We start from the raw sequence: 13,011 nt of genomic DNA on the forward strand, positions 1-13,011 counted from the left end.
AAAAAAGAATTGTTTCGTGCACAAAAAAGCACCATATCGCTCTCAGCTGATGCACACGGTGGCTTTTCCTCCCAGTTCCACCGCATCAGCTGTTCCCCTCTGGAGGTTTTTGACCTTCACACTTAAAGGGCCCTGGATACATCCGGCGGCCCTCTTTTTTTACCCGCAAGAATTTTCTCCAAATTGGCGAAATATCGGATGATGCAACCTTGTTTTGCATTGTCGCTCCCACCATATCTTGGTTGGCTGTCACGCTCGCTCAGGCACGCGACAGCTGTTCCCCTCTGGAGGTTTTGACCTTCAAACTTATCAGGCCGCGGAAATATCCAGCGGCCTTTTTTTTGCCGATGCCACCGCGCCCGTGCAGTCCTCACAGAGACGTGACTTGTATATCGATAATAGTCGATATAAATATCGGGTATGCCAGATATTGAAGAAACCCCAATGAACCCGGAGGAAGTCCTCAAAGCCCTTTCGCACCCCGCACGGCTGAAATTTCTGGAATGGCTGAAGTCTCCGGAAAGTCACTTCTGTCAGGAGCATCCGCTCAGCATGGGTGTTTGCGCCAACCAGTTTCAGATCAGCGGCCTGTCGCAATCCACCGTCTCCTCGCATCTTGCGGTACTGCAGGCGGCGGGCCTGATCAGGTCGAAGAAGGTGGGGCAATGGGTGTTTTTTGAGCGCAACGAGGAAACCATCGATGCTTTCCGCAATTATCTGCAAACCAATCTCTGAGCCTCCCAAGCTTTGAGCCCGGGGTGCCGGACGGAACCGCGACACGGTTTCGCACCGGCACCCATATCAGGATAGCGCGCCTGCCGCGCAATTTCGCCAACCGACCAGAAAGTGAAGTCGCATGACCAGTCTTTTCGAACCGGCACAGGCCGGCGATATCGCACTCGCCAACCGCATCGTCATGGCCCCTCTCACCCGCAATCGCTCCCCGGGCGCCATTCCCAACAATCTCAACGCCACCTATTACGAGCAGCGGGCGACAGCCGGCCTGATCGTCACTGAAGGCACGCCCATTTCCCAGCAGGGCCAGGGTTACGCCGATGTTCCCGGTCTTTATAAGCGGGAAGCGATTGAAGGCTGGAAAAAGATCACTGACGGCGTTCATTCGGCGGGCGGCAAGATCGTTGCCCAAATCTGGCACGTGGGCCGAATTTCCCACACCTCGCTGCAGCCGCATGGCGGCCAGCCGGTCGCCCCCTCGGCCATCACCGCCAAATCGAAGACCTATATCATCAATGATGACGGCACCGGTGCCTTTGCCGAAACCTCCGAGCCCCGTGCCCTCACCATCGACGATATCGGCCTCATCCTCGAGGATTACCGCAGCGGCGCGCGCGCGGCACTGGAGGCCGGTTTCGACGGCGTCGAAATCCATGCCGCCAATGGTTACCTGATCGAGCAGTTCCTGAAATCCAGCACCAACCAGCGCACGGATGATTACGGTGGCTCCATCGAAAACCGCGCTCGCTTCCTGCTGGAAGTCGTCGACGCGGTGGCGGAAGAGATCGGCGCCGGCCGCACCGGCATCCGCCTCTCGCCAGTTACCCCTGCCAACGATATTTTCGAGGCTGATCCGCAACCGCTCTATAATTACGTGGTTGAGCAGCTGGGCAAGCGCAATCTCGCCTTCATTCATGTCGTTGAAGGTGCGACGGGCGGTCCGCGCGATTTCAAGCAGGGCGACAAGCCTTTCGATTACGCGTCCTTCAAGGCGGCTTATCGCAATGCCGGGGGCAAGGGCCTGTGGATCGCCAACAATGGTTACGATAGGCAGAGCGCCATCGAAGCCGTGGAAAGTGGCAAGGTTGATGCCGTTGCTTTCGGCAAGGCCTTCATCGCGAATCCTGATCTGGTGCGCCGCCTGAAAAACGACGCGCCGCTGAACGAACCGAACCAGCCGACCTTCTATGGCGGCGGCGCCGAAGGTTACACCGACTATCCGGCCCTCGCCCAATAGTAATGAAAAAGACGCCGCATCGTTGATGCGGCGTTTTCGTTCATCGCGCGCTTCTCGCCTGCCGGGCGGCAAAGTCGGAAAAGGCGCCCATTACGAAGGCATTGGGCAGATGCAGCGCCTGCAACAGCCCATTGCCCGTTTCCCGACCGATGCTCATCAGCGCCACCTGCAGACAATAGATAGCAAGCAGCACCAGCGAACGGCCAAGATTGGGCCGCAGGTCCTCGTATCGCAAAGCGAGGACCGCCAGCGACAGGATCGGAACGGCGATCAGAAGGCCGAGCCCCTTGTGCAGCGACAGCAGTGATCCATCGTAATAGATCGACAGCCCGGCCAGCAGCACCTGAGCGAAGATCAGCACGGGCACGCTTGCCGAAATCACGGCAAAGGCGCGACGCCTGGTCGACATTCCGTTCGCAACCGCGCCCATCACGCCCTGCCTTCGGCGTCGGCCGGATGCGCAAGGTTCGACGGCCGCGGCCTCTCGTCAAGGCAGCCGAGACCCGCCAACGTGGTCGCCACCGCAATGTCGATAGGTGTCTTCGGCTCACTTCCAAGGAAATCTGTCAGCTTACGATTGCTCATCCTGATCGGCATCTGCCAGAGATATTGCATTTCCAGCACTTCGCGGAACAGCGGAACGAACGGCGCAACTATTTTGATGCCTGTCCAGGATAAACGTCGCCGCTTGACCGGATGGCCCACAACCCGCTCGATCGCTTCAATCAGTTGCAGCCCGTCGAAATCCCAGAAACCTTCCATGTGATAGACGGCAAAGGCCGGAAGCTCGTCTGCACGGTCGAGCAGTCGGCCAATGGTTTCCGCCACGTCAGGCAGATAAGCCCATTGGTGTCCTGCATGGCGGGCGGAAGGGTTCTGCACGCTGCGAACCGGCCTGCCGGGTCGCACCAGCATCTGCGAAAACCAGTTGTTTCTCGCATCTGGCCCAAAGAAGTCGCCCGCCCGGACGATCAGCACCGGCACGCCGCGCATCGAAGCCAGTTTAAGCCGCCGCTCCATCTCCACACGCAAAGCGCCCTTGCGGGTAAAGGGCTTTTGCGGGCTCTCCTCGCTCAGCAGCGGAAAGGCGTCAGAGCCGAAATTATAGATGGTCCCCGGGAAAACAATCCTCGCCCCACAGCTTTCAGCAGCCGCGATCGTGTTGTCCAGCATCGGCAATACCTGCTTCTCCCAATCGCGGTATCCGGGAGGATTAACCGCATGGACGATCAGCCGAACACCTTGTGCCGCCTTCAAGACGTCCTGACCGCTCATGGCGTCACCCACCACGAACTCGACATCGCCAGTGATGTGGGAAGCCGCCTTCCGCCGCGTCATCGCCCTCACGCGCCATCCCCATTGCTGCAGCATACGGGAGACCTGGCCGCCGACACCCCCATTCACGCCCAGAACCAGCGCCAGTCGCCGATCATTCTCTGCTGAATCTGCGTTGTTTTCATATATCATCGCCGTACTCCTTGTTCTGGGATGGAGTATCGTCGCGTTTTGCGATATACGAAATTATCGAAATCAGTGGATCGGCTATACAAAATTTTATGAGCAAGAACCGCGACGTCAGCTGGGATTTTTATCGCACCTTCCTTAGCGTGCTGAGCGACGGTTCGCTGTCCGCCGCCGCCCGCGAGCTTGGCATCACCCAGCCGACGGCGGGACGTCACATCGGCGCGCTGGAAGAGGCCGTCGGCTTTCCTCTGTTCATCCGCTCGCCGCACGGCTTAATGCCGACGGAAGCAGCCCTTGCGCTCCGCCCCTATGCGGAAAATCTGGCGGCGACGACCGCCGCCCTCATGCGCGCGGCCTCCGGCGAAGTCGGCAAGATCGAAGGCACGGTGCGCATCAGCGCATCTGACATCATCGGCGTCGAAATGCTGCCGCCGATTATCACGGCCATGCAGGAGGTTCACCCGCGGCTTGAAATCGAGCTGTCATTATCAGATACGCTGGAAGACCTTCTAAGACGCGAGGCGGATATTGCCATTCGCATGACCGAGCCGCTGCAGGACGCGATCGTCATGCGTTACATCGGCAATTTCCGTCTTGGATTTCATGCGACGCGCGACTATCTGGCAAAAGCCGGAACGCCAAAGAGCATGGAAGACCTGAACCACCACCGGATGGTTGGTTTTGACCGCAAGACGCCGTTCATCCGGGCGGCCATCCAGCGGATGCGTTCGCTCGATCCTGACATCCCCGATGTTGAGGAAATTTCCTTCGAAATACGCGCCGACAGCAACCTTGCACAACTTGCCATGATCCGCGCCAGCGCGGGCATCGGCGTCTGTCAGATTGGCTTGGCCCGCAAGGACCCGCGACTGGTTCAGGTTCTGCCGAACATCGATATCCCGCTCCATACCTGGGTCGCGATGCACGAAAACCTCAAGACCTCACCGCGATGCCGCGCCGTCTTCAGCGCCCTGGTCGAAGGCCTCAAGAGTCATCTCAAGGAAACCGATCCGGGCGCGCCACCGAAACAGCGCTAAGGCAGTGCCGCGTCGATACGAGGCAGGCCCGCGATCCCCAACTGGAAGGGACCGGCGGAACGGAAAAGCGATCCTGGTTTGCATAAAATCCACGGATCGCCCGTCAGAATGGTTCGGCCTGCTGCGTTGTCTTGTCCACCACCTCGGCTTCCGGGCGATCGCCGCCCTGGCTGTATTCTTCATGCCAGTGGCCGCTCTCATCCTGATAGCTGATTTCCTCGTCATCGCCACCCACCTGCTGTTCGGCAGCGACGATGCGCGCAGCCTCGACGGCATCCGCATAGGTAGGAAATGTTTCGGAATAAGCGCCGTTCATGCGGTAGGCGAAGCCCCCGTCATGTTCGACGATTTCATACACCACTTTGGTCATGCATGTTCCTCCTGTTTCGGTAGGCGACATGGCAACCACAACCGCGCTTCAAGCATTGCACCCGATGGGGACACCGCGGCATGAGCAGCATGTCCTGCGACATCACTATCCTACCAAAAGCACTCAAGCGCAAATCCTGCTTGATCTGAGGGACGATACGTCACAGCCTAAGCCGATCCGGGGGAAGGGAAGTCAATGGCGGGTTCTATTCTGAAACAGGAGCGTATGCTGCTTCTGGCGATACCGGCGGCAATCGTCGCCTATCTGGCCGAACATGCAATCTTCGAAGCGGGAAAGACGGCGACGATCATCGCTGCCGTCGTGCTGATCGGGCTCATTGTTCTCGTCTCGATGCGGGTTGCCCATCACGCCGAAATCCTGGCCGCCAAGGTGGGCGACCCCTACGGCACCATGATCCTGACGCTGTCGGCCGTTGCGGTGGAAGTGCTGATCCTTGCCATCATCATGAGCGAATCCAGTTCACCCACGCTGGTGCGGGATACGATCTATTCCGCCGTGATGATCGACATCAACGGCATTCTTGGTCTCGCCGCGCTTCTTGGAGGCCTTCGCCACGGAGAACAGCCGTATAACGATGATTCCGGCAAGACCTATGGCGTGATGATCCTGACAGCCATGGGCATATCGATGATAGTGCCTGAGTTCATTCCTGAACAGAGCTGGCACATCTACTCGGTGTTCACAATCGTGGCGATGATTGCGCTTTATGCGCTGTTCCTCAAAATGCAGGTGGGCCCGCACAGCTATTTTTTCAGCTACACTTACCCTCGAAAGCCACATCCGGCCGGCCAGCCAGCAGGCAGCCATGCGGAAGAGGACGATGAAGGCAACGTATTACTCTCCATCGGCCTCATCATCGCCGGCGTGGTTCTGATCGGCGTACTGGCGGAATTCATGTCCGCCTTCCTGGGCGAAAGTCTTGAAGGCACCAGCGCACCGCCAGCGCTGATGGCCGTGGTGGTGGCGACGATCTCGGCATCGCCGGAAATCCTCACCGCGCTCAGGTCTGCCCTGCGCAACCGTATGCAGGCCGTGGTCAATATCGCCATGGGCGCATCGCTCTCGACGGTTATCCTGACCGTGCCCGTGATGGAGGGTATCGCGCTCTATACCGGCCAGCCCTTCATCATGGCGATGACGCCCGTTCAGACCGTCATGGTCTTCATCACGCTCATCGCCGCCGCCATCAACCTCAATGACGGTGAAACCAACGCGATTGAAGGAATGACGCATTTCATTCTCTTCGCCACCTTCATCATGCTGCTGTTCCTGGGGCTCTGACCGAAACGAAAAAAGCCCGGCATCGCTGCCGGGCTTTTTCAATCGAGGTTACAAACCGATCAGCGGCAATCGGCGCAGAAGCGCTGGATGCGCTTGCAGGCCTCTTCCAGCAACTCTTCCGAGGTGGCATAGGAAATGCGGAAGTTCGGGCCGAGACCGAAGGCCGAGCCCTGCACAACGGCAACGCCTTCGGCTTCAAGAAGCTCGGAGACGAAATCCGTATCCGTCTCGATGACCTTGCCCGACGGCGCGGTCTTGCCGATCAGGCCGGCGCAGGACGGGTAAACGTAGAACGCACCTTCCGGAGCCGGGCAGCTGATGCCCTTGGCCTGGTTGAGCATGGAGACGACCAGGTCACGGCGGCCTTCGAAGATTTTCTTGTTCGCCGGAATGAAATCCTGCGTGCCGTTCAAGGCTTCGACCGCGGCCCATTGTGCGATGGAGCTCGCGCCCGAGGTCTGCTGACCCTGGATCATGTCCATGGCCTTGATGAGCGGCAGCGGGCCGGCAGCGTAACCGATACGCCAGCCGGTCATGGCATAGGCCTTGGAAACGCCGTTCATCGTCAGCGTGCGGTCATAGAGCGAAGGCTCTACTTCCACCGGCGTGACGAATTTAAAGTCGCCATAGGTCAGGTGCTCATACATGTCATCCGTGAGGATCCATACATGCGGGTGCTTGACGAGCACATCGGTCAGCGCCTTCAACTCGTCGTGCGAATAGGCCGCGCCCGACGGGTTGGACGGCGAGTTGAACACGAACCACTTGGTCTTCGGCGTGATCGCCTTTTCCAGCGCTTCCGGCTTCAGCTTGAAATTGTCTTCCAGCGTCGCGTCGACGAATACCGGCGTACCGCCGCAGATCGAGACCATCTCGGGATAGCTGACCCAGTACGGCGCCGGGATAACGACTTCATCACCGGGGTTCAGCGTCGCCATAAAAGCGTTGAACAGGATCTGCTTGCCGCCGGTGCCGACAATCGTCTGCTCCGGCTTGTAGTCGAGGCCGTTTTCACGCTTGAACTTGTCGGCAATCGCCTTGCGCAGTTCCGGAATGCCGGAAACAGGCGTGTATTTCGTTTCACCGCGTTTAATCGCGTCAATGGCCGCTTCCTTGATATTGTCGGGCGTATCGAAATCCGGCTCGCCGGCGCCAAGGCTAATCACATCGCGGCCCTGCGCTTTAAGCTCGCGGGCTTTCTGGCTAACGGCGATGGTGGCGGATGGCTTTACGCGGGAGAGAATGTCGGCAAGGAAGGCCATTTTTAATCGGTCCTATTGGGGTTGACATCGCAGAGCTTGGAAATCTCGTCTGCTGCGGCAATTTCTATGTCGAAAGACGGGCCTAGTTTCAAGGCCAAAAGCCAGCCTATCCGCCGTGGGGTACAATTTAAGCCTTCCTTAACCCGGAAGTAACGCTTGTTGAGCTACATTCGCGAGCCTAGGGGTCGTGTCTCTCTATAGCTGGTTGAAAAATGGCGCCCAAAAGCATCTTTTCCAGTCTTGTCCGCGAGGCCGATGGCACATGGTCCACCGCCTATAACAGCTTCAACCTCAAGTCCGCCCTGCAGCCCATATTCCGTCGCACATCAAGCGGGCCGCTGGACATCGATTCCTTCGAAGGTCTTGTGCGACCCCACCGCAACGGCGAACCGGTAACACCAGGTGAATTTTTCTCGCTGGTGGCACCGGAAGACATCGAAAATATCGACAGCATCCTGCGGACCATCCACATTCTCAACACCGGCAGGCTCAGCCGCTCCCGCGCGCGCATCTTCGTCAATTTCCATCCCGGCCTGTTCCAGACGCCAGCCAAGATGCGGCAGGAAGTGGAGCGCATGCGTCTCGCAGCCCACGAGGCCGGCATGACGGCAGACCGTATCGTCTGCGAAATCTCCGAGAAGAAGGCCTCCGACACCCAGATGGTCGCAGATTTCGCCTACCACATGCACGATATCGGCTTTCGCGTGGCGCTCGATGACTACGGCGCCGGCGATACCGCCATCGAACGGGTAAAGCTCATCAAGCCGGACTATGTGAAATTCGAAGCGGGCTGGGTGCGCGACTTCATGCAGAATTCTGCGGGCGCCGCTCTCCTGCGCGTCATTGTCAGCCAGTTTCGGGAGGATGGGATAGAGCCGGTTTTCGAGGGGTTGGAAACCGGTTGGCAGGTGGAGCAATGTGAGGAACTCGGCGTTTTCCTGATGCAGGGCTACATTCTGGCAAAACCGGAACTTGCGCCCACCAGTTTCGATGCGCGCTTTCCCGAGCTGGGCAGCGCTTATTTTTCCCCTGCCGCGCGACTGGAGAAAGGCTCCGCGGCTTTTTTCCGTGAGGAGCGTACCACTGACGCGCATCCCCTTCGCCAGACTCGGACCTTCGGAAAACGCGGCCTCTGACGCCAATTCCGGTTCAAAAACGCCCCCGCCACAATATTGCCGCAATAAATGCCGCGGAACGCCAGAATTCGGTCTCCAAGCCGTCCATTTCGAAGCCTCTTTTGTCCTTTAAGAACAGGGACAAGAGGCGACAGCCATGTTTACCAACGACCGCACTTCCGTTGAAAGGTTAAGGGCACAGAGAACGCTGTTTTCCCTCTGGATGGCGGTCGCGGCTTTCCTTGTCATCATCACCATGGCAGCCGGCATCGCGACATCGGCCAATGCGGCTGCGCAAGCGGTGGACACCCTGCATACCTCCGCCATACCGCAGGTGGCTGCGACGACGAAGGCAGGTCCGCATATCCTGCTCATCGTCCTCTCGGCCGCGGCGTTCGTCGGCCTAGGCCTTGGCGGCCTGATGCTTACCCGGCGCAGCCTGAAGGACGAGGCCCGCCGTTATAGATAACGGCCCTCCCCTCGACTTGCGGCATCGGCATGTTGCTGCTAAAGCACCCGGGAAACAGTCGTCCGACACAGCTGGATGACACCTCACAAAATCCCCTGTTTGCCCGGCCGTGACGTCAATGATCTCCCGGCCCCGCGTTGCTGGTGCCAATAATGACGCGAATTCAGGCCAATATGCTGCTTCTGCTCGCCGCAGCAATCTGGGGAGGCGGCTTTGTCGCACAATCCTCAGCCATGGCCTCGATTGGCCCTTTCTGGTTCGTCGGTTTGCGTTTCGCCATCGCCGCCATCGCCGTGCTGCCCTTCGCGCTCATGGAAACCCGGTCCCTGAAATCACCGCCGCGCCCGCGTCAGATCGGCAGCTTCATTCTCGTCGGTCTTGCGCTGTTCGGCGGTGCCACCACCCAGCAGGTCGGGCTGCTGACCACGACGGTCACCAATTCCAGCTTCCTGACCGGGCTCTATGTCATCTTCGTGCCCGTGATTGCCGTTCTGCTTTACCGCCGTCACCCCCACTGGGTCGTCTGGCCCTGCGCGCTGATGATGCTCGGCGGTATATTCCTCCTTTCCGGCGGCGCCTTCGAGACGCTGACGAAAGGGGATATTCTCAGCATCATCTGTGCTTTCTTCTGGGCGATCCAGATTACGCTCGCAGGACGCTTTGTTTCCGAAAGCGGCCGGCCGCTTGCGCTCTCCTGCACACAATTCGCGGTTTGCTCCCTTCTTAGTTGCATGATCGGCGTTGTATCCGAACCGATCAGCATGGTCGCCATCGAGGCGTCGATGGTAGAAATTCTCTATGTCGGCCTCGTTTCTTCCGGCCTCGCCTTTGTGCTTCAGGTGATTGCCCAGCGCTACACAACAGCGCCGCAGGCCGCGATTTTCCTGTCGTCGGAGGCGCTCTTCGGCGCCCTGCTGGCCTCGATTTTCCTCAAGGAAACCATTTCCAGTGCCGGCTATGTCGGCTGCCTGATCATTTTCATCGCCATCCTGATCGTGGAATTGGTACCGGAACTGACGCGCAAACGGCAAAAAACCGCGACAGAAGCGGCGTGACGCGAAAAGAACTGTTTTTTCTGTTTTCTCGGGAAATCGCGGTCACGCGTCCAAATTTTTGCCGGGAAAGCTCAGACCGACCGGCAATTATTTCATCAACTATCACTTATGCGAAAAAAATGTGCGGTTCCCACGCGTAACTCTACCGCAGGTTTTTTATCTGACAAAAAGCCCGTAAAAACTTTTGCTTGCCAATTTTCGATAAACGCAGCAATCTACTGCGGTTCGGGCAATTTGCGAGCATGGGAAGGCCTATAAATTTGCGCACTGGGGACGCTATAAACCTCGGGCGGTGGGACGAAAAACGTTGGATGAGAACGCCATTACTTCCCGCTGCGAAGGTCCATTTTCTCAATAGTCAAAAACTGCCTGCCAACGCCCACGCGGGGCAAAACTGTAATGCTGCCTGTAGCTGAACGCGGGCAGAGCGAAAAGGACCTGATGCATGGCCGAAACTGGCACCGTAAAATTCTTCAATACAGACAAAGGCTTCGGCTTCATCAAGCCAGACAATGGTGGCGCTGATATCTTTGTTCACATCTCTGCCGTACAGGCTTCCGGCCTGTCCGGACTTTCAGAAAATCAGAAAGTGAGCTTCGACACGGAACCGGATCGTCGCGGCAAAGGGCCGAAGGCAGTCAATCTGCAGATTGCTGGCTGACCCTAAAACGGCTTTCTTTTCTAGTTGAAGCCCGGCAGGAATGCCGGGTTTTTTTGTGCGCGCTGCAGACCGCAGCCGTCCGGCGCTCACAGTCCCTTGAGATAGGGGTTGGTCAGCCGCTCCTCACCCAGCCGTCCGCCCGGGCCGTGGCCGCAGATGAAACCGACATCGTCGCCAAGCGGCAGCAGCTTATCGCGAATGGACGCCATCAGCTGCTCGTGGTTTCCACCCGGCAGATCCGTGCGCCCCACCGACCCGGCAAACAGCACGTCGCCCACATGGGCGAAGTTCTGGTCGCGGTTGTAATAGATTACGTGCCCGGGCGCGTGCCCCGGGCAATGATAGACCTCGAAGACGTGATCACCAAAGGAGACCTTGTCACCTTCCTTCAGCCATGAATCCGGCACGACGTTCTTCAGACCGCTGATGCCGTATTTCTGCGCCTGCACCTCAATTCTCTCCAGCAGGGGCCGGTCATCTTCATGCGGCCCGATCACCGGCAGGGAGAGTTTTTCGCGCAACTCATCCGCACCACCGGCATGGTCGAGATGGCCGTGCGTCAACCATATTTCCTTGAGCGTGATGCCGTTTTCAGCAACTACCTGAAGAATGACGTCCACATCCCCGCCAGGATCGACGACGACACCTTCCTTGGTGTCCTGATCAAACAGGACGGTACAATTCTGCTCAAATGGCGTGACCGGAATAATCCCGGCCTGCAACTTTCCCATATCCCGTGTCTCCTGTCTGAAAGATCCGCCATCCTATAGCTCGCTACCGGTTACGGCACAATGGCGACAGGTCGCCTTGTTCTCAGCGGCGAATTCACGAAGAAAATCCCTATTCCATACAGTTAGATAACACGAAGAGGCGGCTTGATGAGACATCATCTTCCCGAAAAATGTGGAACGCCCTGGGGATTGCGACGTTGTAGCACCAGTCTTGAAAGGAGTGAGACACATGGACAAGACGCTTAAAATGCTGATCGCTGGTGGCGCCTTCGCCTTGATGGCGGGCTATGCAAATGCCGCCATGGTCGCAACAACCGCCTCGGATATTTCTGTCCGGTCCGGCCCCGGTGACGACTATCCGGAAGTCGGCCTCGCCACGCGTGGCAGCAATGCCGTGCTGGACGGCTGCATGGAAGGCAGCAGCTGGTGTCGCATCGAGGTGAACGGTCTGCGCGGCTGGGCCCATGCCGATTACCTGAACGTGATGTATGAAGGTTCGCCCGTCATTCTCAAGGAACGCCGCACGGAACTCAGCGTGCCGGTCGTGACCTACGAAAAAACTTCGAGTGTCCAGGCTGAACCGAACCCCGGCGATCCGAATCTGGGCCGCGTCGGCGAAGTTGATCCGCCCCAGTCGGTCATCACCTATATTGACGAGCACCCTGCCGATACCATCACCTATGACGGTGACATTGCCGTTGGCAGCGTCCTGCCGGCCGATACCCGTCTGGTTGAAGTTCCAGATTATCAGTATCGGTATGTGCGGGTGAACGATGTACCTGTACTCGTAGAACCCTCGACACGTCGTATCGTCTACGTCTACCAGTAAGACGGCCATTACCACAGTAATGCTGAGAGCGCGGAGTTTCCGCGCTCTTTTGTATTTGCGGTAAAGGTCGCTTAGAATTCCAGTTGCACCGGCACCCTCGCCATATTATCCACCGCAACAGAAAATGATCGCGGCATTCTCCCGAGCGGACGCATTTTCGGCTATGTTTACAGAATATTGGCGCATCGACGCCTGCAACATATGATCAGACAGCCGCAGAATATGAAGGAACCGCAGTGCCACCGCAATCGCTCAAAACCGCCGCCGCCAGACAGACACCGGCACTGCCGAAGGTTGACGACGGCAAGATTGACTTCGACACGATCGAAGCGCTGTTTTTCGCCTATCGCGATTTCGTCTCCGATCCCGATGTCATCCTGTCGAAACTTGATTATGGGCGCGCGCATCACCGGGTGGTCTATTTTGTCAGCCGGCAGCCGGGCATGACCGTGGCGGATCTCCTCGATACGCTGCAGATCACCAAACAGAGCCTCGCCCGAGTGTTGAAGCAATTGATCGACGACGGTTACATCCGCCAGATGGCAGGTCCTGAAGACCGCCGCCAGCGCCGGCTCTATCCGACGCTGACAGGCCGCGAACTGGCGTTGGCGCTCAGCGAACCACAATCACGCCGCATCGACCGCGCGCTGGAAGGCCTCGGTCCCGATGCGCGCGCCTGCGTGCGCAAATTTCTGGCGCAGATGCGCAGTCCGGCGACGATGACCAGCGTGGAGGATGAGTGAC

The 13,011-nt window shown here is 58.2% G+C and carries 15 protein-coding genes; 10 read left to right on the forward strand and 5 right to left on the reverse strand.

Annotated features, from left to right (window positions below; all coding sequences use genetic code 11):
* Positions 1 to 444 precede the first annotated feature (444 nt).
* Both EYD00_RS09015 and EYD00_RS09020 read left to right on the forward strand, forming a co-directional pair.
* Positions 445 to 735 (forward strand): ArsR/SmtB family transcription factor, encoded by a 291-nt coding sequence (locus EYD00_RS09015; RefSeq protein WP_004442911.1) that lies wholly within the window; start codon positions 445 to 447, stop codon positions 733 to 735.
* A 121-nt stretch (positions 736 to 856) separates the two neighbouring features.
* The gene (locus EYD00_RS09020; RefSeq protein ID WP_006699634.1) at positions 857 to 1,972 is read left to right on the forward strand and encodes an alkene reductase; all 1,116 of its coding nucleotides are present in this window, start codon (positions 857 to 859) and stop codon (positions 1,970 to 1,972) included.
* A 40-nt stretch (positions 1,973 to 2,012) separates the two neighbouring features.
* On the opposite strand, the gene EYD00_RS09025 is transcribed toward EYD00_RS09020, so the two are convergent.
* Entirely contained in the window at positions 2,013 to 2,402 is a 390-nt protein-coding gene (locus tag EYD00_RS09025) for a DUF6220 domain-containing protein (protein ID WP_004442914.1), read from the reverse strand.
* Entirely contained in the window at positions 2,402 to 3,439 is a 1,038-nt protein-coding gene (locus EYD00_RS09030; RefSeq protein ID WP_004442916.1) for an NAD-dependent epimerase/dehydratase family protein, read from the reverse strand. Before EYD00_RS09030 ends, EYD00_RS09025 begins: the two co-directional genes overlap by 1 nt.
* A gap of 89 nt (positions 3,440 to 3,528) precedes the next feature.
* Here EYD00_RS09030 and EYD00_RS09035 point away from each other — a divergent pair, with 89 nt between their 5' ends.
* Positions 3,529 to 4,473 carry a LysR family transcriptional regulator gene (locus EYD00_RS09035; RefSeq protein ID WP_004442917.1) on the forward strand — a complete coding sequence of 315 codons (945 nt, stop codon included), beginning with the start codon at positions 3,529 to 3,531 and terminating at the stop codon, positions 4,471 to 4,473.
* A 103-nt stretch (positions 4,474 to 4,576) separates the two neighbouring features.
* Here EYD00_RS09035 and EYD00_RS09040 read toward each other — a convergent pair whose 3' ends face one another.
* The gene (locus tag EYD00_RS09040; protein WP_004442919.1) at positions 4,577 to 4,843 is read right to left on the reverse strand and encodes a DUF2188 domain-containing protein; all 267 of its coding nucleotides are present in this window, start codon (positions 4,841 to 4,843) and stop codon (positions 4,577 to 4,579) included.
* Between the two features lie 195 nt (positions 4,844 to 5,038).
* On the opposite strand from EYD00_RS09040, the gene EYD00_RS09050 reads away from it, so the two are divergent.
* Entirely contained in the window at positions 5,039 to 6,145 is a 1,107-nt protein-coding gene (locus EYD00_RS09050) for a calcium:cation antiporter (RefSeq protein ID WP_004442920.1), read from the forward strand.
* 59 nt (positions 6,146 to 6,204) lie between these two features.
* Here EYD00_RS09050 and EYD00_RS09055 read toward each other — a convergent pair whose 3' ends face one another.
* Positions 6,205 to 7,407: a pyridoxal phosphate-dependent aminotransferase gene (locus EYD00_RS09055; protein ID WP_004442922.1), complete on the reverse strand. Its 1,203-nt coding sequence runs from the start codon at positions 7,405 to 7,407 to the stop codon at positions 6,205 to 6,207.
* A gap of 212 nt (positions 7,408 to 7,619) precedes the next feature.
* On the opposite strand from EYD00_RS09055, the gene EYD00_RS09060 reads away from it, so the two are divergent.
* The 4 genes from EYD00_RS09060 to EYD00_RS09075 all read left to right on the forward strand — a co-directional run bounded on the left by EYD00_RS09060 (position 7,620) and on the right by EYD00_RS09075 (position 10,707).
* Entirely contained in the window at positions 7,620 to 8,543 is a 924-nt protein-coding gene (locus EYD00_RS09060; RefSeq protein WP_004442923.1) for an EAL domain-containing protein, read from the forward strand.
* A gap of 136 nt (positions 8,544 to 8,679) precedes the next feature.
* Positions 8,680 to 8,991, forward strand: a complete 312-nt coding sequence (locus tag EYD00_RS09065) for a hypothetical protein (protein ID WP_004442924.1) — start codon at positions 8,680 to 8,682, stop codon at positions 8,989 to 8,991.
* A 152-nt stretch (positions 8,992 to 9,143) separates the two neighbouring features.
* Positions 9,144 to 10,046 (forward strand): DMT family transporter, encoded by a 903-nt coding sequence (locus tag EYD00_RS09070; RefSeq protein ID WP_034498771.1) that lies wholly within the window; start codon positions 9,144 to 9,146, stop codon positions 10,044 to 10,046.
* 445 nt (positions 10,047 to 10,491) lie between these two features.
* Positions 10,492 to 10,707: a cold-shock protein gene (locus EYD00_RS09075; protein ID WP_003494703.1), complete on the forward strand. Its 216-nt coding sequence runs from the start codon at positions 10,492 to 10,494 to the stop codon at positions 10,705 to 10,707.
* An 86-nt stretch (positions 10,708 to 10,793) separates the two neighbouring features.
* Here the strand turns inward: EYD00_RS09075 and EYD00_RS09080 are convergent, their stop codons facing one another.
* A complete protein-coding gene (locus tag EYD00_RS09080; RefSeq protein WP_004442926.1) occupies positions 10,794 to 11,438 on the reverse strand; it encodes an MBL fold metallo-hydrolase in 645 nt (214 codons plus the stop codon).
* 229 nt (positions 11,439 to 11,667) lie between these two features.
* Between EYD00_RS09080 and EYD00_RS09085 the strand changes: the two genes are divergently transcribed.
* Positions 11,668 to 12,267, forward strand: coding sequence for a DUF1236 domain-containing protein (locus tag EYD00_RS09085; RefSeq protein WP_004442927.1), 600 nt, complete (start codon positions 11,668 to 11,670; stop codon positions 12,265 to 12,267).
* A 236-nt stretch (positions 12,268 to 12,503) separates the two neighbouring features.
* Positions 12,504 to 13,010, forward strand: a complete 507-nt coding sequence (locus tag EYD00_RS09095; RefSeq protein ID WP_004442928.1) for a MarR family winged helix-turn-helix transcriptional regulator — start codon at positions 12,504 to 12,506, stop codon at positions 13,008 to 13,010.
* Position 13,011 lies beyond the last annotated feature (1 nt).

The organism is Agrobacterium sp. 33MFTa1.1 (genome assembly GCF_004328495.1).
GTDB classification, from domain to species: domain Bacteria; phylum Pseudomonadota; class Alphaproteobacteria; order Rhizobiales; family Rhizobiaceae; genus Agrobacterium; species Agrobacterium pusense.

What these genes read in the sequence shown, in the direction of transcription:
- EYD00_RS09015 (WP_004442911.1), top strand. Translation starts at nt 445, where the DNA reads ATGAACCCGGAGGAAGTCCTCAAAGCCCTTTCGCACCCCGCACGGCTG.
- EYD00_RS09020 (WP_006699634.1), top strand. Translation starts at nt 857, where the DNA reads ATGACCAGTCTTTTCGAACCGGCACAGGCCGGCGATATCGCACTCGCC.
- EYD00_RS09025 (WP_004442914.1), bottom strand. Translation starts at nt 2,402, where the DNA reads ATGGGCGCGGTTGCGAACGGAATGTCGACCAGGCGTCGCGCCTTTGCC.
- EYD00_RS09030 (WP_004442916.1), bottom strand. Translation starts at nt 3,439, where the DNA reads ATGATATATGAAAACAACGCAGATTCAGCAGAGAATGATCGGCGACTG.
- EYD00_RS09035 (WP_004442917.1), top strand. Translation starts at nt 3,529, where the DNA reads ATGAGCAAGAACCGCGACGTCAGCTGGGATTTTTATCGCACCTTCCTT.
- EYD00_RS09040 (WP_004442919.1), bottom strand. Translation starts at nt 4,843, where the DNA reads ATGACCAAAGTGGTGTATGAAATCGTCGAACATGACGGGGGCTTCGCC.
- EYD00_RS09050 (WP_004442920.1), top strand. Translation starts at nt 5,039, where the DNA reads ATGGCGGGTTCTATTCTGAAACAGGAGCGTATGCTGCTTCTGGCGATA.
- EYD00_RS09055 (WP_004442922.1), bottom strand. Translation starts at nt 7,407, where the DNA reads ATGGCCTTCCTTGCCGACATTCTCTCCCGCGTAAAGCCATCCGCCACC.
- EYD00_RS09060 (WP_004442923.1), top strand. Translation starts at nt 7,620, where the DNA reads ATGGCGCCCAAAAGCATCTTTTCCAGTCTTGTCCGCGAGGCCGATGGC.
- EYD00_RS09065 (WP_004442924.1), top strand. Translation starts at nt 8,680, where the DNA reads ATGTTTACCAACGACCGCACTTCCGTTGAAAGGTTAAGGGCACAGAGA.
- EYD00_RS09070 (WP_034498771.1), top strand. Translation starts at nt 9,144, where the DNA reads ATGACGCGAATTCAGGCCAATATGCTGCTTCTGCTCGCCGCAGCAATC.
- EYD00_RS09075 (WP_003494703.1), top strand. Translation starts at nt 10,492, where the DNA reads ATGGCCGAAACTGGCACCGTAAAATTCTTCAATACAGACAAAGGCTTC.
- EYD00_RS09080 (WP_004442926.1), bottom strand. Translation starts at nt 11,438, where the DNA reads ATGGGAAAGTTGCAGGCCGGGATTATTCCGGTCACGCCATTTGAGCAG.
- EYD00_RS09085 (WP_004442927.1), top strand. Translation starts at nt 11,668, where the DNA reads ATGGACAAGACGCTTAAAATGCTGATCGCTGGTGGCGCCTTCGCCTTG.